At 69.3% G+C, this 18,003-nt stretch carries 17 protein-coding genes, 1 rRNA gene and 2 pseudogenes; 5 read left to right on the top strand and 15 right to left on the bottom strand.

Going from position 1 to position 18,003, the window contains the following annotated elements:
• The first annotated feature begins 3 nt into the window (after positions 1 to 3).
• Positions 4 to 121 (top strand): 5S ribosomal RNA (gene rrf / locus NQ706_RS04395).
• A 66-nt stretch (positions 122 to 187) separates the two neighbouring features.
• Here rrf and NQ706_RS04400 read toward each other — a convergent pair.
• Positions 188 to 964 carry a LacI family transcriptional regulator gene (locus tag NQ706_RS04400; RefSeq protein WP_051806246.1) on the bottom strand — a complete coding sequence of 259 codons (777 nt, stop codon included), beginning with the start codon at positions 962 to 964 and terminating at the stop codon, positions 188 to 190.
• Between the two features lie 163 nt (positions 965 to 1,127).
• On the opposite strand from NQ706_RS04400, the gene NQ706_RS04405 reads away from it, so the two are divergent.
• Positions 1,128 to 2,933, top strand: coding sequence for a long-chain-acyl-CoA synthetase (locus tag NQ706_RS04405; protein ID WP_038569709.1), 1,806 nt, complete (start codon positions 1,128 to 1,130; stop codon positions 2,931 to 2,933).
• A 107-nt stretch (positions 2,934 to 3,040) separates the two neighbouring features.
• Here the strand turns inward: NQ706_RS04405 and leuE are convergent, their stop codons facing one another.
• From leuE to NQ706_RS04420, 3 genes are read right to left on the bottom strand one after another with little or no spacing between them, the layout of a single operon-like run.
• Entirely contained in the window at positions 3,041 to 3,733 is a 693-nt protein-coding gene (leuE, locus tag NQ706_RS04410; protein ID WP_051806244.1) for a leucine efflux protein LeuE, read from the bottom strand.
• Positions 3,730 to 4,236 (bottom strand): acyl-CoA thioesterase, encoded by a 507-nt coding sequence (locus NQ706_RS04415; protein WP_006945484.1) that lies wholly within the window; start codon positions 4,234 to 4,236, stop codon positions 3,730 to 3,732. The genes leuE and NQ706_RS04415 overlap by 4 nt, the downstream gene beginning before the upstream one ends.
• A 23-nt stretch (positions 4,237 to 4,259) precedes the next feature.
• Positions 4,260 to 5,204 (bottom strand): histidine phosphatase family protein, encoded by a 945-nt coding sequence (locus tag NQ706_RS04420; RefSeq protein ID WP_051806242.1) that lies wholly within the window; start codon positions 5,202 to 5,204, stop codon positions 4,260 to 4,262.
• Positions 5,205 to 5,251: 47 nt separating this feature from the next.
• Between NQ706_RS04420 and NQ706_RS04425 the strand changes: the two genes are divergently transcribed.
• Positions 5,252 to 6,112, top strand: a complete 861-nt coding sequence (locus tag NQ706_RS04425) for an alpha/beta fold hydrolase (protein ID WP_051806240.1) — start codon at positions 5,252 to 5,254, stop codon at positions 6,110 to 6,112.
• Positions 6,113 to 6,226: 114 nt separating this feature from the next.
• On the opposite strand, the gene NQ706_RS04430 is transcribed toward NQ706_RS04425, so the two are convergent.
• Together NQ706_RS04430 and NQ706_RS04435 are read right to left on the bottom strand one after the other, a co-directional pair.
• Positions 6,227 to 7,264 carry a Type 1 glutamine amidotransferase-like domain-containing protein gene (locus tag NQ706_RS04430; protein WP_404360462.1) on the bottom strand — a complete coding sequence of 346 codons (1,038 nt, stop codon included), beginning with the start codon at positions 7,262 to 7,264 and terminating at the stop codon, positions 6,227 to 6,229.
• A gap of 369 nt (positions 7,265 to 7,633) precedes the next feature.
• The gene (locus tag NQ706_RS04435) at positions 7,634 to 8,542 is read right to left on the bottom strand and encodes a transglycosylase family protein (protein ID WP_051806237.1); all 909 of its coding nucleotides are present in this window, start codon (positions 8,540 to 8,542) and stop codon (positions 7,634 to 7,636) included.
• A 290-nt stretch (positions 8,543 to 8,832) separates the two neighbouring features.
• On the opposite strand from NQ706_RS04435, the pseudogene NQ706_RS04440 reads away from it, so the two are divergent.
• Positions 8,833 to 9,108: pseudogene (locus NQ706_RS04440) on the top strand (response regulator); the annotation flags it as partial.
• A gap of 24 nt (positions 9,109 to 9,132) precedes the next feature.
• Here the strand turns inward: NQ706_RS04440 and NQ706_RS04445 are convergent.
• Positions 9,133 to 9,372, bottom strand: a complete 240-nt coding sequence (locus NQ706_RS04445) for a hypothetical protein (RefSeq protein WP_051806233.1) — start codon at positions 9,370 to 9,372, stop codon at positions 9,133 to 9,135.
• Positions 9,373 to 9,401: 29 nt separating this feature from the next.
• Here NQ706_RS04445 and NQ706_RS04450 point away from each other — a divergent pair.
• Positions 9,402 to 9,653 (top strand): annotated as a pseudogene (locus NQ706_RS04450) (winged helix-turn-helix domain-containing protein); the annotation flags it as partial.
• Positions 9,654 to 9,749: 96 nt separating this feature from the next.
• Here NQ706_RS04450 and NQ706_RS04455 read toward each other — a convergent pair.
• The 8 genes from NQ706_RS04455 to NQ706_RS04490 form a co-directional block, all read right to left on the bottom strand.
• Positions 9,750 to 10,118, bottom strand: coding sequence for a transglycosylase family protein (locus NQ706_RS04455; protein ID WP_051806229.1), 369 nt, complete (start codon positions 10,116 to 10,118; stop codon positions 9,750 to 9,752).
• Between the two features lie 152 nt (positions 10,119 to 10,270).
• Positions 10,271 to 10,909, bottom strand: a complete 639-nt coding sequence (locus tag NQ706_RS04460) for a hypothetical protein (protein WP_038569705.1) — start codon at positions 10,907 to 10,909, stop codon at positions 10,271 to 10,273.
• A gap of 258 nt (positions 10,910 to 11,167) precedes the next feature.
• On the bottom strand, positions 11,168 to 12,424 hold the full coding sequence (locus NQ706_RS04465; protein WP_038569703.1) for an acyl-CoA desaturase: 1,257 nt from the start codon (positions 12,422 to 12,424) through the stop codon (positions 11,168 to 11,170).
• A gap of 187 nt (positions 12,425 to 12,611) precedes the next feature.
• Positions 12,612 to 13,724, bottom strand: coding sequence for a ferredoxin reductase (locus tag NQ706_RS04470; RefSeq protein WP_081873758.1), 1,113 nt, complete (start codon positions 13,722 to 13,724; stop codon positions 12,612 to 12,614).
• A gap of 344 nt (positions 13,725 to 14,068) precedes the next feature.
• A complete protein-coding gene (locus tag NQ706_RS04475; RefSeq protein ID WP_006945528.1) occupies positions 14,069 to 14,506 on the bottom strand; it encodes a hypothetical protein in 438 nt (145 codons plus the stop codon).
• A 169-nt stretch (positions 14,507 to 14,675) separates the two neighbouring features.
• Entirely contained in the window at positions 14,676 to 16,025 is a 1,350-nt protein-coding gene (locus tag NQ706_RS04480; RefSeq protein WP_038569702.1) for a hypothetical protein, read from the bottom strand.
• A 205-nt stretch (positions 16,026 to 16,230) separates the two neighbouring features.
• The gene (gene rraA / locus NQ706_RS04485) at positions 16,231 to 16,728 is read right to left on the bottom strand and encodes a ribonuclease E activity regulator RraA (RefSeq protein ID WP_038569700.1); all 498 of its coding nucleotides are present in this window, start codon (positions 16,726 to 16,728) and stop codon (positions 16,231 to 16,233) included.
• Positions 16,729 to 17,088: 360 nt separating this feature from the next.
• Positions 17,089 to 17,832 (bottom strand): AraC family transcriptional regulator, encoded by a 744-nt coding sequence (locus tag NQ706_RS04490; protein ID WP_006945550.1) that lies wholly within the window; start codon positions 17,830 to 17,832, stop codon positions 17,089 to 17,091.
• Between the last annotated feature and the right edge of the window lie 171 nt (positions 17,833 to 18,003).

Below are 18,003 nucleotides of genomic sequence, written 5' to 3' on the forward strand. Positions count from 1 at the left end.
TGTTACGGTGGTTATAGCGAAGTGGGAAACGCCCGGTCACATTCCGAACCCGGAAGCTAAGCCCTTCAGCGCCGATGGTACTGCACTCGGTAGGGTGTGGGAGAGTAGGACACCGCCGGACTTCTTCTAAGACGTGATGGTCTTGAACAGCTCCCCCGAAAGACTGGGGTTGAGTAGTTCAAGACCATCACGCATTTCTACGTCCACTACAAACACCCTGACCCCCGCCGCCCCTGCGAATGCTTGTACGGGTGCGGATAGACACGTACATGACGTGGCCCACTCCGTCGGGGACTGGGCATCGATAGGTAGAGAGGGTCAGGCGCCGGCCTGCGCGGCCATCGAGGTGCCTTCGATGAGCGCGAAGGTGTGGGTACGTGACGTCGGGAAATACGTCGAGGAAGCCGTCGGTGCATGCGGTCGCCTCGGGGTTGGCCGTCGGCGTCGTGTCGCCCTCACCGCGGCTCGCACCCTGGGGCGTCTCGACGAACGCGACGTCGCGGTGGCCGAGGTCGTACAGGTACGTGGCCAGGGTGCGCAGCGCGGCGCGTTCCATCGTCAGCTGCAGGACCCCGTCGATCGCTGGGTGGCCCGTGCCGACGAGCGGGATGCGGCGATGGCGCAGGTGGTCGAGCGCCGCTGCCGAGACGTGCCCGCCGAGCGGGAAGACGCCGGCGTCGAGGGGGATGCCGGAGATGCGTCGCACGACCTCGCGTCCGTCGCTGCCCTGTGCCGGGATGAGCAGGATGCCGCTCGAGTTCTGGCCCAGGTGCTGCGTGAGACGGTCGAGCACGCTGACGGCGAACGGGTCGCTGAACGAGTTGAGCAGTGGACCCTCGGCGAAGACACCGACGATGCCGGAGGGTCCCTGTCGCAGGGACGAGGCGAGCGGGTCGGGGCCGCCGTAGTCGAGATCCTCGGCGGCATTGAGGACGCGCTCGCGCGTCGCGTCGGCTTCGTTCATCGTCCAGCACGGCCGGGGGGATGGCAATTTTGTGCTGGCACCCATCGATGTGGGACGGGCTGAGCGGTATCCGTCACGTGGTTACTGAAGCGTAGGTAGGGTTGGGGGATCGCGGCGCGGACCGCGACACCGGAGCTGACGACGGCCGAAGGAGACCACAGCGATGACGACCTCACGGACCCGGGTGACGCTGCTCGACGTGGCGCGCGGGGCACTGACGATGACGCCCGACGTCCCCCACGTCGCCAAGCATCTGCCGTCCTTACTGCTGCGTCGATCGGGCCGCGCCATGTCGATCGGCTCGGTGTTCGAAGGGCTCGCCGAGCGGCACCCGCAGCGTCCGTTCGTCGTGGCCGACGAGGGGCGCCTCACCTATGCAGAGGCCAATGAGCGCGTCAACCGGCTCGCGTGGGTGCTCAAGGACGCTGGGGTGCGTCACGGGGACGTCGTCGGGCTGATGTCGCACAACTCGATCGACATGCTGCTCGTCATGCTCGCGACCGTGAATATCGGCGCCGTCAGCGGGCTGATCAACTACAACCAGCAGGGCGATGTGCTCGCCCACAGCCTCGGAGTACTCGACGCCCGCGTCATCGTCGCCGAGCCGTCGTTGCTCGAGGCGGTGACGACGTGCCTCGCGGGGGAGGGCTCAGCGAACACCGCACCGTCGTCGGATACCGGGCGCCACGCGGACGTCGTCGGGCTCGACGAGCTCGTCGCACAGGCGACGAACGCGCCTACGGCGGCGGCGCAGAACCCGCCCGAATGCGCGCAGGTGCGCGGCAGCGACAAGGCGTACTACATCTTCACCTCCGGCACGACGGGCATGCCGAAGGCCTCCATCATGAGCCACCATCGGTGGCTGCAGTCGTACTCGGGCCTCGGCGGGCTGGGCGTGCGGCTGCGCGAGGGCGACACTCTCTACTGCTGCCTGCCGCTGTATCACAACAACGCCGTGACGGTCGCGCTCGGAGCCGTGCTCAACGGCGGCGCGTGCTTCGCCATCGCGCGCAAGTTCTCCGTCTCCAACTTCTGGGACGACGTCATCCGCTTCGACGCGACGTCGTTCGTCTACATCGGCGAACTGTGCCGCTATCTGCTCGGCCAGCCGCAGCGGGACGTCGACCGGGCGCACCGCATCCGCGTCATCGTCGGCAACGGCCTGCGGACCGACATCTGGGCCGAGTTCCAGGAGCGCTTCGGCATCGCGCGCGTCGCCGAGTTCTACGGGGCGAGCGAGTGCAACATCGCGTTCATCAACGCCTACAACATCTCCGAGACGGCCGGCACGTGCCCACTGCCGCACAAGGTCGTCGCCTACGACCCGGAGACGGGCGGCGCGGTGCGCGACGCGAACGGGCGGCTGCGTCAGGTCAAGGTCGGCGAGGCGGGCCTGCTGCTCGCCAAGGTGACGAAGGCGCAGCCGTTCGACGGGTACACCGACGACGACGCCACCGAGAAGAAGCTGCTGCGCGACGGTTTCAAGGACGGCGACTGCTGGTTCATCACCGGCGACCTCGTGCGCCGGCAGGGGCTCAACCACGTGGCGTTCGTCGATCGGCTCGGCGACACGTTCCGGTGGAAGGGCGAGAACGTCGCGACGACGGAGGTCGAGGCGGCCCTCGAGCGGCTGCCGTTCGTCGAGGACTGCGTCGTCTACGGCGTCGAGGTGCCCGGCTGCGACGGGCGAGCCGGCATGGCCGCCGTCGTGCTGCGCGAGGGCGAGCCCTTCGACGCCATCGCGGCCGTGGCGCTCGACGAACGCCTGCCGAAATACGCGGTGCCACTTTTCGTGCGCGAGGTCGATTCGCTCGAGCACACCTCGACGTTCAAGTCGCGCAAGGTCGAACTGCGCGACGCCGGGTTCGCCGGCGTGGGTGACGACCGCGTGTGGGTGCTGACGCGTGACGGCTACGTGCCCTTCTACGAGAGCTACCCCGAAGACGTCGCAGCAGGGCGTCAGCCGTGAGGGGTTGAGCTTCGCCGTCGGCCGGCCATGTGGTTGTGCGGCAGCCGTGAGGGGTTGAGCTTCGCGTCGGCGTGGTTGTTCGGCGTGGTGGTTCAGCGTGTCGGGCGTCAGAACGATGCGGTGGCGAGCTTGACGGCGAACAGGCAGAAGGCCGTCCCCGCGGCGAGGTGTGCGCCGGCGACGACGCGCGGGCGTCCTGCGACGCGGTGGCCGAGCCGTGAACTGATGGCGATGACGGCCGCGAGGTAGGTGAGGCTGATGATCTGCATGATGACGGCGAGCACCCCGAAGTTGACCCACAGGTGCGGATCGCCCGGCGTCACGAACTGCACGAAGAACGCGGCGAAGAACAGGATCGACTTGGGGTTGAGCATGCCCGTCGCGATCGAGCGGCGGAACGGGGACGTCGCGGTGCCGGCGTCATCGGGGCCCGCGCCGGTGTCGATGGGGTTGAGCGAGTCGTCCGTGGCCTCGGCGCGCGTCAGCGCTCGATGTTCGCGCAGCAACTGCACCCCTCGGCGCAGCAGACCGAACCCGAGATAGGCGAGATAGGCGCCGCCGATGAGCGTCAGCGCGCGGAAGAACAGCGACCCGCCCGTCAGCAGCGTGCCCGCGCCGGCGACGGCCGCGATCATGAGGATGCTGTCGCTGATGAACACACCGGCGGCGGCCTGCCAGCCGGCGCGTCGCGATACCTGCGCGGCGCTCGTCGCGACGAACAGCGAGTTCGGCCCGGGCAGCAGGATGATGAGCACCGCGCCGAGGGAGAACTGCGCGAGCTGGGCGAACGTCAGCGTCATGCGCGCTCGACGGACGCCTCACCCGCGCCGAGATCGCGGATGGCGGCGCGCTGCGCGAGGCGGTGCTCGCGACGGATCTGCGCGGCGCGGAAGCGGCGCTTCTCCTCCTCCGTCACCGGCTCGAGCGTCGGCACCTGACGCGGCCTGCCCGACTCGTCGACGCCGACCATGACGAGGAACGCCGTCGCGACGTGGACCGGGGGCGTGCGATCGTCCCACCGCGTCGTCTCGACGCGCGCGCCGACCTCCATCGACGAACGACCCGCCCAGTTGACCTGCGTCTTCACCGTCAGCACGTCACCGACGCGCACCGGGGCGAGGAACAGCATCTCGTCCATCGCGGCCGTGACGGCGGGGCCCTGCGCGAAGCGCGCCGAGACGGCGCCCGCGGCGTCGTCGACGAACTTCATGATGTTGCCACCATGGACGGTGCCGAGCAGGTTCGTGTGCTGGTTGCCCATGATCTGGCTGAGGACGAGTTGCGTGTCGGAGGGAGCGGTCATGACCGCCATTGTCTCGCAGGATCTCAGCGGTTCGTAACGAGCCCGGCGCCCTCGAGATGGGTGAACTCGTTGAACGTCAGCAACCGAGGGCCATGACGATCGATCGTGATGCGCGTGACGCCCGTGTTGACCGCCGCGAGGGTGAAGTGCTTCCACGCATCGAGGCTGCCGCCGGCGGTGAGGTGAGCCGCCGTCCAGCACACCGGGCCGGCCGACGTCACGACGACGACGTGCTCGTGCGCGGCGTCGACGAGATCGTCGAGCGCCTCGTTCGTGCGCGAGGTGAACTGCTCGAAGCTCTCCGGGTACTCGTGGTCGTACTGGCCGCCACTCCAGCGATCGACGGCCTTCTCGAACGTCTCCTCGAACGCGATGCGCGGACGCAACGTACGCACCATGTCGGCCTTCAACACGAGCATGTTCTTGTACGCCGGTTTGTACGCCGTCAGGAGCGCGCGATGATCGAGCTCGTTCCAGCGCTCGTCGAGACCACGCGCCACGACGCGCGGGGCATGCGCGGCGATGATGGCGTCATCAGGCTGTTCATCGGGTTTCGGGTGAGGGGGCTTGCCTCTGGAGGGTTTTCTCGGCGCGTGTGTGGCGGCGTCCTGGGTGCTCTCCAGGTGTTGCGCTCGGTCTGTTTCTCGGTCGCTCGACGCCGGGGCGGGCGGCGTGGCCGGCGCCTCCGGTTCGTCCGCGCGGGGGTGAGCGGGCGTCGTCACGTGTGTGGGTTCGGTGGCGGGGGCGTCGTCGAGCTGCCAGCCGGCGCCCGCGGCGATCTCGGCGAGAGTCTGACGGTGGCGCTTCATCGAACCACTGACGATGAGGCTCGGTGCGACGCCGTGCGCGGCGAAGTGCTTGCCGAGCAGATACGCCTGCTCGTGGCCCGTCTCGGAGAGGTTGTCGTAGTCGGACTTGCCGAAGGACGCCTGCCCGTGGCGCACGAGCCAGACCGAACGCGTTTCCATGGACCAATCTTGCCGCACCACGTGCTACCCGCGGGTAGCCTTTCGTCGTGCATTCCACGACCGCCCTCGAGGCCACCGTCACGACTACGAGCGGGCTCACGAGCCACGTCACCTTCATTCCCGTCGACGACCCGGCGGCGCCCGTCCTCGTCATCCGACCGGCGTTCGGGGCGCCCGCGTCGTACTACCGGCACCTGACGCCGGCGCTCGCCGAGGCGGGGCTCGCGAGCCTCGTCGTCGAGTACCCGGGGCGGGAGACGCGCGACGGAATCGGGCGCGAGACGACGTACGGCTACGACGCGCTCGCGACCGGGGTGCACGAGAGCGTCATGACGCACGTGCGCGAGCTTCGGCCCGACGCCCCGGTCGTGCTGCTCGGGCACAGCCTCGGCGGGCACGTGTCGATCTTCGCGGCGGCGCTGCACCCGGATGGGCCGGCCGCGGTCGACGGCGTGATCCTCGCGGCGTCGGCGAGTCCCTACTGGCGGGGGTACGGGGCGCCCGGCAGGGTGCGCTCCTTCGCGGGGACAGCGCTGATGGCGACCGTCGCGCGCGCCGTCGGGTACTGGCCGGGCGACCGGCTGAAGTTCTGGGGGCGCCAATCGCGGGTGCTCGTGCAGGACTGGTCGCGGATGGCGCGTACCGGGCGCGTGCGTCCGTCGGGGGCTCAGATCGACTACGAGGCGGCGTTGGGGGCCTATGGCGGGCAGGTGCTCGCGATCTCACTGCCGAACGACTCGTTCGCACCCGTCGGCGGGCTCGAGCAGATGCTGCGTTGGGTGCCTAAGGCGCGCGTGACGCGCTGGCACTCGCCGGACGATCTCGGGCACATCCAGTGGGTGCGTCGCAACGTCGACGTCGTGCCCGTCATCGCTGCGTGGGTCGAGGAGAACGTCGCGGCTCGGTGACGGGTGCGTGATGGGTGTTGACGCCTGGCGGCGGGGGGTAGTTGCACGAGTTATGTGCATCTGCACGTCGAATGTGCGGCACATTCCTCGTGCAGATGCGCAGAAGTCGTGCAGCTAAAAACTGCGATTGCGTCCGGTCGATGACGAAGCGTGCAGGTTCCAGATCTGACGAGCGACGTCGACGTACTGCTCGCGTGGGCCTGCGGTGGAGGGTGTCTCTGGTTCGGCGGCGCTCTCGCCATCGCTGTCGAAGCAGTGGACGAACGTCGCGTGGACGAGGGTGAGGACGTCGTCCGGGCTCGTGCACGCAGGCAGTCCCGAGGCGATGTACTCGGCCTCGGCGTCGAACTCGTCCGACGGCGCGCCGATCTCGGCGAGCCCGAGGAGGTTTGCGGCGTCGAGGATCTCGCTGATGCGGGGTGCCACCGTCGAGCCCCGCAGGCGCGCCGGGATGACGTGTGGCTCGCCCTGTTCGCGCGTCACGCGCCAGGCCACGCCGCCTGGTTTCTCGGTGACGGCGTAGGTGGAGGTGCCGTACTCGGTGTCGCGGTGCCAGATGAGCGCAACGCCGTCATCGGCGGCATGGCCGTCGGGCAGGGCGCCGTCAGCGACCCACCGCCGGTACTTCTCGGCGCGGCCCGGTTCACCGAACAGGTGGGGGCACGCGCTGCCGGGGAGAAAGCCGAGGCCGTCATCGAGGGGTGCGAGTGGGCCGAACGAGTCGGTCGACGACGCCTCGAACCAGCAGTTCATGCCGGCGCTGATACCGGCCAGGACGGTGCCGTTCGCCGCGGCTTCGCGCAGGAGGTCGGGCAGGCCGTGCGTGCGCCAGATCGCGAGCAGGTTGGCCGTCGACCCACCGCCGACGTAGACGACGTCCTGGGTGAGGACGTGGCGGGGGTCGCAGGTCCAGTTGGCGTTCGCGGACTTGGTGAACAGCGACAGGACGCTCGTCTCGGCGCGCCCGGCGAAGGCTTGCTCGAACTTCGCGGCGTAGTCGAGGTCGTCGCCGCTGGCCGTGGGGACGAAGCAGACGCGGGGACGCTCGGCGCGCGTCAGCTCGAGGATGTGCTCGTCGATCGGCGTGACGGCGCCCTCCTGAGAGAAACCCCCGCCGCCGAGGGTGATGATCGTGCCGGTGAAGTTCGTCATCCCTCGATTGTCGCCGAGGCGATGCGTGGTGGCGACAGACTTTCAGTCGGCGGGGTTTGGTCTGCCGTCGGGTGTGAGTGCGGGTGCAAGTGCGGGCGCCGGTCCGTCGTCGTGACTCACCGTCATGGGTCGTCGAGCTCGTCGCTCTGGGCCCAGCTTCCGGCGTGGTTGAGGACGACGGTGAATGTGGACGAAAATCACCGATGGGTACGAGAATCGCAGGTGAGCACACGCGTCGCCGGCGTGGATCGTGAGATGCCGGGGTGAATGCGACGGCTCGCACTCACCCCGGCATCTCACGCTCGGGCCCGACCGGCGTTCACGCGACGGGTAGGGCGCTCCCGTCATGGGCGGAAAGCGCGGCGCGGCTCAGGCCGCAGCCTTCGCCGGAGCGTGCGAACCGTGCGCCGCCAGCGAGTTGGCCGGCTTCGTCAGGTGCTTCGGGGCCACCTTCGCGTGGTGCTTGCCGACCGGCTTGGCCTTCGGCAGCGCCTTGTTCGCGTCCTTGCCGTGCGGCTTGGGTGCGGCCTTCGCGTGAGCAGGCTTGGGTGCAGTCTTGCCATGCTTCACCGTCGCCAGCTTGGGCTGCGGCTTGGCCTTCTCACCCGGCTTGCCGTGCTGCGCCGGGGCGGGCTTGCCGTGCGCCTTCGTCCTGCCCGGGTGCGCCGCCTTCGTGCTCGCGGTGCTGCTCTTCGAGTTGGACACGCTCGTCGTCGTGCTCGAGCTGTTGCCCGTCGAGCTGGACGCGCTCGACGCCTTCGTGCTCGTGGACGTCGTCGTGCCCGACGTGGCGCTCGTGCTCGGCGAGGCGCTCGTCGATGAGCTGGAGGTGCTCGTCGTGGGCGCGCTCGTCATGCTCGACCAGCAGCCGCTCGAGGCGGCCCAGGGCGACGTCCCGGCCTGGTTGTAGAGCTCGAGGGCGGCGGCGTCCTGCACCGACGCGGGCGCCGAGGCGGCCGTCGTGTAGCCGGCGGCGGCCGACAGGCCCTTCCACGTCGAGTTCAAGAACTGGTAGGCGCCCGAGGCGCCACTCGAGGCGTTGACGGCCTGGTAGTTGCCGCCGCTCTCACAGGACTTGATCTTGGCGAGCACCGATGACGCGGACGACGAGGACGTCGACGTCGCGGCGCTCGCGGTGGAGGCCAGGCCCGCACCGGCGACGCCGACGAGCGCGATTCCGCTCGCGAACGTCATGGCGCGTTTGCGCTTCTGCTTGGGTGCGGCGTCCGTGATGTCGTGCGAACGGATCGGGTCGGTGGTGGCGTCGAAGTGGGTCATGACTGTTCCTCTCGTCGGTCTGTTGACGTCATCCACCGTGCCGACGCTTCGTTGCGGGCGGCTGACGCGACTCTGACGGCGACGAAACGTTGTGAGCCTGCTGTGAGGCGTGCCGTCATCGCATCCTGTCGACGGGCGGGCGGCTCTGATCGCTTGTGGTGCAACAGTTTTCGACAGAAGCACCGCGTCGCGGCGAGCCGCCGGGCGAGGGTCCGTCGGTGCCTCAGAGAGGGCGCGTGACGGCCGGCGTTCTTATCGAAATCAAAGGCGAGGTTCTTAGCGTCGCCGTCATGAAGGCACTCATCGTCGACGAATCCGGCCGCACGTCGGCACGTCTGCAGCCGGCGCTCGCGCAGGAGGGGTACGTCGTGCAGGCGGCCTCTCAGCGCGGCGAGGCGCTGTGGTTGGCGAGCGAGGCGGAACCCGACGTCATCGTCATCTGCAGCGCCCGACCCGGCACGCACGACGTCCCCGTCGTCACCGCCCTGCGCGGCGACGGCGAGCGCGCGCCGATCCTCGTCATGGCTCGCCGCGGCGAATCGGCCGACCTCGTCGAGGTGCTCGACGCGGGCGCCGACGACGTCGTCACCTCACCCGTGCCGTTCGCCGAGGTCGCCGCGCGTCTGCGAGCTCTGACGCGCAGGGCCCCGCACCTCGTCGAGGACGAACTGCGCGTCGGGACCCTCCGTCTGGATCGCGCGGCGCGCGTCGCCGTCAGGACGCTCGACGACGCCACCATCGGTGACGCCGGCATCGATCACGCCAGCATCGGTGACGCCCTTGCCGAGCCGGGCGGGGCCACCACCCGCGACGTGGTGAGCGGCGCGCAAAGGGGTGAGGTGGCGATCGACTCACCGCCCGCGAGTACGCCGTCCTCGAACTGCTCATGCGCAACGCGGGGCACGTGGTGTCACGCGCGCGCATCGTCGACGACGTCTGGGGCGGGCTCGATGCGGCGACGTCGAACCTCGTCGACCAGGTCGTCAGCCATCTGCGGCGCAAGCTCGACCGCCCGTTCGGTCGCCACGACATCACGACGGTGCGTGGCGTCGGCTACCGCATCATCGACTCAGCCGCTCAGCTCGACGGCGTCGTGCGACGCGCGTCCTGACGGGCCCCACCCCCGGCCTGCCCGGGCAGCACGACGCCCCGTCAGGACAAATCCTGACGGGGGCGTCACCGGCACGACACATCGTGCCGAGAGGTCTTACGTGGCCCAGCAGCTGGAGCTGGCGGCCCAGGGGGAGGTGCCGGCCTGGTTGTACAACTCGAGGGCTGCGGCGTCCTGCACCGACGCGGGCGCGTACTTGGCCTTCGAGTAGCCCTTGGCGGCGGAGAGGCCCTGCCACGTCGTGTCGAGGAACTGGTAGGCGCCCGAGGCGGTCGACGACGGGTTCTGCGCCTGGTAGTTGTTCGAGCTCTCGCAGAACTTGATGGCGGCGAGCGTGCTCTGCGCGCCCGAGCCGGTCGCTGCGGAAGCGGTGCTCGCGAGGCCGGCTCCTGCGGTGCCGACGCTGGCGACTGCGCCGACCAGGGCGGCGGCGCGGTGACGGATGTTCATGGTCGAGTGCGACATGTGGCGTCTCCTCGGAAGGTGTGAGCGGGCACGAAGTGGTGTTGCTCCGTGCGGGTTCTCCACCTGTCTAATGACCGAGCCCCGGCCCGCCACAAACGCGAGACGCCCGCCGAGCCGTGGCTCGACGGGCGTCACCCGGGAAAAGCGTTGCGTCAGCGCGATGCTCGGCGACGCATGACGAGCGTCACACCCGTCGCGGCGAACGCGAGCGCGGCAGCGCCCGTCAGCGCGCCGGTGTTCGACGACGGCGCGACGCGGTCGGTCTGGACGACGGGGCCGGCCGGCTTCGACGAGGCGTGGGACGTGCCCGGCTTGTGCGGCATCCCGCCCGGCATCTGCGGCATGCCGGACATGCCCATGAGCGTGGTGAACCATGCGTCCCACTGTGCTTCGGACGCGTTGGCCGACGGCGGCTTCGGCAGGCCGAACATCGTGGCGACCTTGCCGGCCCACGCGTCGTACTCGGCGTCGGAGGCGTCCATCGCGGGCAGTGCCGGCAGGCCGAGCAGCTTCACGACGGCCTTGACGTACGTGTACGCCTGCGCGTCCGTGGCGTTCTCACCCGGGAAGGGCGGCAGGCCGAGGGTCTTCGACGCCTGCTGGAACCACGCCTCGATCTGCGCGTCCGTGGCGTTCTCGCCGGGGAACGGCGGCAGCTTGGCAGCCAGCTGCTCGATGGTGGCGGGCATCGTCGGCTTCGGGGCGGGCTGCTCGGCGAGGGCCGGAGCGGCGAACGAGACAGCGACGAGCGCGGTGCCGAAACCGGCGGCGACGCGGGAGGTGAGTGACACGTGAGTCACCTTTCGATGAAGGCCCGCGAGGCTCGGTCTCGAGCAGATCGGGCATGCACAGCCCATTATGAGCTACTTCACAGGGTGGCGGCGACTCGGCGAGCTGTGCGCTCAGCGGATACGCGAACTATCGCGCCAGTCGCGACGGCAACGTGCGGGTTGGGTGCTCCCGCGCGCTCACACGCCCGTCCGACGGAGCGTGCGAACCCGCACTCCCGTCGAGACAGGACGTGCGGGTTCGTCGAGGGGCAGAGGCGATCAACCGGCGCGGTAGGCGGCCCATTCGTCACGTGTCGGGACTGCGAGGACGCAGATGTTCTTCCACGTCGAGCCGAGCTGACGCCCGAATCGTCCCGTGTTGTACGGCAGGCCATAGCGTTCGCAGATCTCGCGCACCTTGGGGGCGACCTCGATGTAGCGGTTGCTCGGCAGGTCGGGGAAGAGGTGGTGCTCGATCTGGTGGCTGAGGTTGCCCGTCAGCGTGTGAAACGTGCGGGTGCCGGAGATGTTCGCCGAGCCGAGCATCTGCCGGATGTACCAGTCGCCGCGCGTCTCGCCGTCGATCATGCGTTCGTCGAAGGTGTCGACGCCGTCGGGGAAGTGACCGCAGAAGATGACGGCGTGCGCCCAGACGTTGCGCAGTGCGTTCGCCGCGACGGTGCCGCCGAGCGCGCGCAGCGCCGTCGAACAGAAGTTCGTCGGTCGTCCGAGGGCCTTGCCGACGAGCGCGCCGACGGTGGCCGCAGCGAGCGGCGTCGCGACGTAGTCCTTGGCGACCATCGCGATGGCCTTGTCGCGCAGCGCCGCGATGTCGGCCATGACGGCCTCGCGCGACTTGTACCCGGCCTTGTACTGATCCCACTCGATGTCGTAGCTCGCGATGCCCCATTCGAACATCGGCGCGAGCACGAGGTTGACGAGCGGGTTCGCGAGGTCGCGCGGCTTCCACGGCTGGTCGTCGCTGACGCGCAGGATGTTGTAGCCCACGTCGCGGTCCTTGCCGATGACGTTCGTCCACGTGTGGTGCAGGTCGTTGTGCGTGTGCTGCCAGCCGCGGGCGGGCGCGACGAAATCCCACTCCCACGTCGTCGAGTGGATGTCGGGGTCGCGCATCCAATCCCACTGCCCGTGCAGGACGTTGTGGCCGAGCTCCATGTTGTCGAGCACCTTGCCGAGCGCGATGAGGCCGACGCCGGCGCTCCACGCGATCTTCGAGCGGCTGCCGATCATGCAGACGCGGCCCGCGAGTTCCGTCGCACGCTGGATCTTCACCATGCGCTTGACGTACGCCGCGTCCTTCGCGCCGCGCTCGGCGAGCACCTCGTCACGGATCGCGTCGAGTTCGGCGCCGAGGCGTTCGACGTCGTCGTCACTGAGGTGCGCGGCCGTCGGCGGGCGCACGGCGAGGTGGCCGTGCGTCGGCAGGACGCCGGTGCGCTTGTCGGGCTTCGCGGCCGCGCGGGCCGTCTTCGAATCGGCGGCGCCGGGCTTGAGGGCGTTGAGGACGGATGTCATGAGCTGAACTCCTGGTCGGGTTCGTTCTCGCCGGATTGGGAAAGAGGACGTGAGGTGGCCGCGCGTCCGGTCAGCGCGGCGTGACGGGGCGTCGAGGGGCTGACGACGCAGCGGGATCGTGCGCTCAGGGCGGGCGCGTCGGGTCGGCGGAATGCGCCGTGGGTGGTCATGGTGACGTCATCACTACTCACGCGTCGAGGTGGACCGGGCCCACGGCGGCGCTGATGCAGGTCTGGATGAGTTCGCCCTCGTCGGAGCACAGTTCGCCCGACGACAGATTGCGCACGGTGCCACTGACGAGCGGCGTCAGGCACGTTCGGCAGATGCCCATGCGGCACCCGGACGGAAGCAGGACGCCCGCGTCCTCGCCGACCTCGAGCAGCGTCGTGTTGCCCTCGGCGTTCGCCTCCTTGTCGGACTTCTCGAACGTGACGACGCCGCCGCGCGCGTCGGGGTCGGCGAACAGGGTCGGGGCGAAGCGTTCGACGCTCAGCTCGTGCGGCAGATCCTCGCTGTGCCAGAGGCGTTCGGCGTCGTCGAGCATCTCCTGCGGCCCGCAGACGTACGTCTTGCGGCTGCGCCAGTCGGGGCAGAGCGTGTCGAGGTCATGGGTCGTCGCGAGATCGAGACGGCCTTCGTGCTCGGTGAAGCGGTGCACGAGCGTCAGGCTGTGGTGTGCGTCGTTCATCTGCGTGAGTTCGTCGAGGAACAGCGTCTCGTCGGAGTTGCGCGAGGAGTGGATGACGACGACGTCCGCGTCGCGCCGCTGCGGCAGCAGGGTGCGCAGCATCGACATGACGGGCGTGAGGCCGCTGCCCGCCGTCAGCATGAGCAGGGGGCGCGGGCCGGTGGGCAGGAGGAAGTCGCCCTGCGGCGGAGCGAGGAACAGCACGTCGCCGGGCTCGGTGTGGTGCACGAGGTGGCTCGAGACGCGCCCGACAGCGGTGACGGTGATCGCCGGGTCGTGGCCCTCGGCGGTGACGAGGGAGTACGAGCGCCAGTTGCGCACCCCGTCGATCTCGACGCCGATGCGCGCGTACTGGCCGGCCTTGTGCGCGTCCCACGTGCCACCGGGCGTGAACTCGATCGTCGCCGAGTTCGCCGTCTCATGGCGCACGGCGGTGACGACGCCGCGCAGCTGACGGCTCGAGACGAGCGGGTTGAACAGGCGCGCGAACTCCTGCGGCGGCGCCGGCGTCGTGAACACCTCGGCAGCGCGCCACGCGGCGCGCTTGAGCAGCGAGCCGCGGCGCGGGGTGCCTGACGAGCGGGCAGGGCGCGGTGGCAGAGCGGAGTTCACTCAGACATTGTGCCTCTCACAACTGACAAAAGCTTCCGCCGCCGGGGTGAGCAGCTCTGGGACCTTCGTCTCTGCGGACGAACTGGCGGGTTCGGTGGGGCAGCGGCGAGGGCGTGGCTGACGGGGTGCTCGGCGCTCGCCGACCCCGGCGCGATCTTGTGTCATCAACGCGTGAAATGGCGCGCGTTCATGACACAACATCCAGGAGGCTTGACGAGATGACGAACGTTCACTCTAGCAGATCGCGAAGTCATCCCCTCATGGCGCCATGCCACCGTCCTCGGTGATGGGATCGCCATCAGCGACATGACGTAAAGCGGTCTGTGGTGGGGGACCCTCGTCAACTACGCCAGGATCGGGAGGAGGCAGTCGACCTCGCCTTCACGTCGATAACTCTCGATCTGCGGACGGGACGAGTCGTGATCTGCCGAGCCGAAGAGGACGTCGAACGCCTCGCCGATGTGCCCGTAGACCTCCGGAGCTTCACCTCGTAGGCGCAGCCGAAGGTAGGCGCCACCCGGGATCGTCGTCTCGTCCAGACCCAGCGAATTTGCGGCGTCGCGATCCAACCGAATCGAGCACATGCGGTAGATGTGCGATCCGCCGTAGACGAGGCCCATCATGCGTCGTCCCCTCAGGGAGTCGAAGGCGTGCTCGAAGTCGGGCCACCCGGCTTGGATGCTCGGCAGGTCGAGGGGAACATCGCGGCTGAGCGCGGGAAGATCCTTGAGGTTGATGACATCGATCCTGCCCAAGGCGTGGCGTTCTGGGTAGTCGCTCATGCGCCAGGTCTAGCCAAGATTTTGGAAGGTTTTCAAGTGTTCGGAGCAGTCAGGCGACGCCGGCCCGCAGGGATGGGCCGGCGAGCTCGACGCGCTGTCCGTGCTGGAGCCCAACCGCGACGGCAGCCCGTACGGTGGGTGACCGCCCCGTCGGCTGACCTGCGCGCCGTCAGCGACCGGTGCGAGCCCGCCACTCACGACGCGTCTCGCCCGGGCGCGGGGCGCTGTCGTCGTCGGAGGCGCTGGCGGCGGTTGCTTCGGGCGTCTGGGGTGTCGCCGCACCGGAGGCCGGCGGTTGGTTCGGCGTCTCGGTCGACGCGCCAGGGACGTCGGTGCGTGCGGCACCGGAGGTGGGCGTTTGGTCCGCCGCGCGTGACGGCGCACCGGGCGTATCAGTCGCGTCGGGGGTGTCAGTGGTGTCAGCGCTCGCGACAGCGGCGTTCTTGGGTTCTCTGGTCTGAGAAACACCCATCGACTCGTCCGCTTCGTCGGCGCCGGGCTCGACCACGTCAGGCTCGGCGGGCAGTTCGCGTCGGGCGTCGAGGGCGTCCTCGGTGGAGGATTCCTCGCGCGTGGAGGGCGTGGGGACCGGCTTCGGGCGCAACCCGGCCTCGGGGTCGCCGCCCTTCCACGCTGCGTGCTCCTCGGTGGTGCGCACGACGCCGTCCTCGCCGAGGACGAGGCCGTCGGGCAGATCGGGGGCATCCATCGGCATGACGTCGTCGGGGGAGTGCGGGTCGCCGTCACGGAACGTCGGGCCGACGCGTTCGGCGGGGGAGTCGTACGCGGCCGACGGGTCGTCGAGACCGTGCGCCGGGAAGCCGGCGAGCAGCTCGACCTGACCGACCGTCACCGACCCCGGTGCCGGCACGCCGTCGAGGGGAACGGGCGTGCACAGGTCGATCTCGCCGCACACCGTCGCGATCCGGGAGACGAGGAACTCGTGGCCCGTGACGGAGTTCGTGCGGATCTCGGCGAACTGGACGGTGCCGCTCAACGTCGCGAGAGGCGAATCGCTCGACGCGGCGGGCAGGAACGTCTCGATCTCCATCGGCGGCGGCCACGGCAGACCGAACTGCTTGACCTCGGCCGGCGGCTCACCTTCGACGCCGGGCATCGCACTGCGGGGCGAATCGAAGAAATCCTCGACCGTCGCGAAGAACTCGGTGTCGACACCCATCGCGACGAGCGCGACGCGCCCCACCGCGGCCCAACCGACCGTGTACCGGTTGTCCGGTACGACCGTGAACGGGTCGAGCTCGAAACCCGAGACGTCCGTCAGCGTCACCTGCGCCAGACCGTTCTCGAGCGGCGTGATGCCGCAGTACGGAGTGCGCACCGGCGTGTCGAAACCAGGGCGCGCGTACTGCGCCGTGCGGTCGAGCAACAGCATCGCGCCACTCGAGTCGACCCAACGCGTCGTGCTCGACAACTCGTGCGCCGGCGCACCCTTGTCGCGCGCCAGGGCGGCCAGGGCAGCGGGGTCGGTAAAACCGATGCACGCGACAGTTGAACTCATGGGCGTAACGGTAGGCGAGCAGGTGACCCCTCGCCACTCTCGCGGGACGTTCTATCGCGTCGCGGCATGTGGTGGCCCGGCGCGGCCCGGCGCGGCACGCGGACGACGCGGTGCGCTGGTGGCATCGACGTCGACCGGACCTGCGAGGCAGACCTGCCAGGCGGGCTGCGTCGATATCGGCATCAGGTCGGGCTTGTCAGGCCCGTCAGGACAGGAAGGTGGAGGCGTGTTCCGCGGACGTGACGACGATGCCGTCCTCGTCGCTCCACAGATGGTCGCCGGGCGTGAACGTGGCGCCCCCGAACGTCACCGGAACGTCCTTCTCGCCCTTGCCGTCCTTCGCCGACTTGCGCGGGTTCGTGCCGAGAGCCTTGGTGCCGAGGTCGAGTTTCGCGACGGCGGCGCTGTCACGGATGGCGCCGTTGATGATGACGCCCTCCCACCCGTTCACGACGGCGGCCTCGGCGATCATGTCGCCCATCAAGGCGCTCTCGACGTTGCCGTCGCCGTCCACGACGAGCACCTTGCCCGCGCCCGGCGAGTTGAGTGTCTCCTTGACGATCTGGTTGTCGCGGAAGCACTTGATCGTCACGATCGTGCCGCTGAACCGCGCGCGTCCGCCGTACTGAGTGAACTGGGTGGAGCACGAGTCGAGCGCGTCGCCGAGCTCGTCATAGAGGTCGGCGGTGGCGATGTCGGCCATGAGAGGCGTCCTTTCGTCGGGTTCGAAGGGCATGCAGGTCCACGCTATTTCGCGAGGACGCCCCATGGGGCGTCGCGGGCCGCGGATCAAGACGAGGCGCGGCGGTGACGGCCGGGGTCGGAGCGATGAACGGTGAATGTGGACGAAAATCGCAGAAGCGGACGAAAATCGCGAATGGGGACAGGATTCGCACAGGGGGACGGGATTCGCCGATGGGTACGGGGCCGTGCCACTCTGCGATTTTCGTCCACATTCGCGATTCTTGGTCACATTCGGAATCGGGATGCTGTCGGCGCGCGGGCGGTGCCGGCCGTTGGCTGGGGTGGGGCTCGGGATCAGGTCAGGTCGGGTCGGATCACGTCAGCCCTGGGTGCGGCGCTCGCGGCGATAACGTCCCGGGGGCATGCCGACGAGGCGCGTGAACGTGCGGTTGAACGCGGCCTGGTCGGAGTAGCCACAGCGGTCGGCGATCTGCGCCAGCGTCAGCTCTTTGGCGGTGAGCATCTCGCGCGCGGCGTCGATGCGTGACGACAGGACCAGTTGGCGCGGCGAACGTCCGAACACGCGGCGCGAGCGTCGCTCCAGCGTGTCGACCGAGCATCCCGCGACGCGGGCGAGATCCTGCGACGTCACCGGCTGGTCGAGGTGCGCGTCGATGTAGGCGCGCACGGCGCCGAGCGACGTCATCGCCGGGTCGTCCTCGGCGGCCTCGCCGACGTCCTGCGACATGCTGGCGATGCCGACGACACGCCCCGCCTGGTCGCGCAGCGGCACCTTCGCCGTGATGTGCCAACGAAACGGCCCGCCCGAGGCGCGGATCAGCTCGAGCTCGTTGAACAGCGGCTTGCCGGACGACAGGACACGCGCGTCCTGCTCCTCGTAGCGCTCGGCGAGCTCCGGCACGAACAGCTCGGCCGCGCGACGCCCGACGACGTCACCGCGCGAGCGCTTGTTCGTGCGCTCGACGAACGTCGGGTTGACGGCGAGGTAGCGACCGTCCGCACCCTTGACGCAGAACATCGTGCCCGGCAGGTGATCGACCATTTCGAGGACGGCGGGTCCGAGCGCGCCACGTAGGGCGTCGAGCGTCGGTGCCGTCGTCATGAGGGAAGGGTAGCGGGCGTGTCGGCACCGCCAGGCCCACAGACCTCGCCAGCCCCACAGGTCCCTGGGTCTTCCCGTCCCGCCGGCGACACGAACCGTCACGACGAGCCGTTCTGGCCGATACCCGCGGCGAGGCTGCGGCAGGCGGGCAAGACTTTAGCGGTCAGGAGG

The organism is Dermacoccus sp. BD5 (genome assembly GCF_044878485.1).
Classification (GTDB): Bacteria; Actinomycetota; Actinomycetes; order Actinomycetales; family Dermatophilaceae; genus Dermacoccus; species Dermacoccus nishinomiyaensis.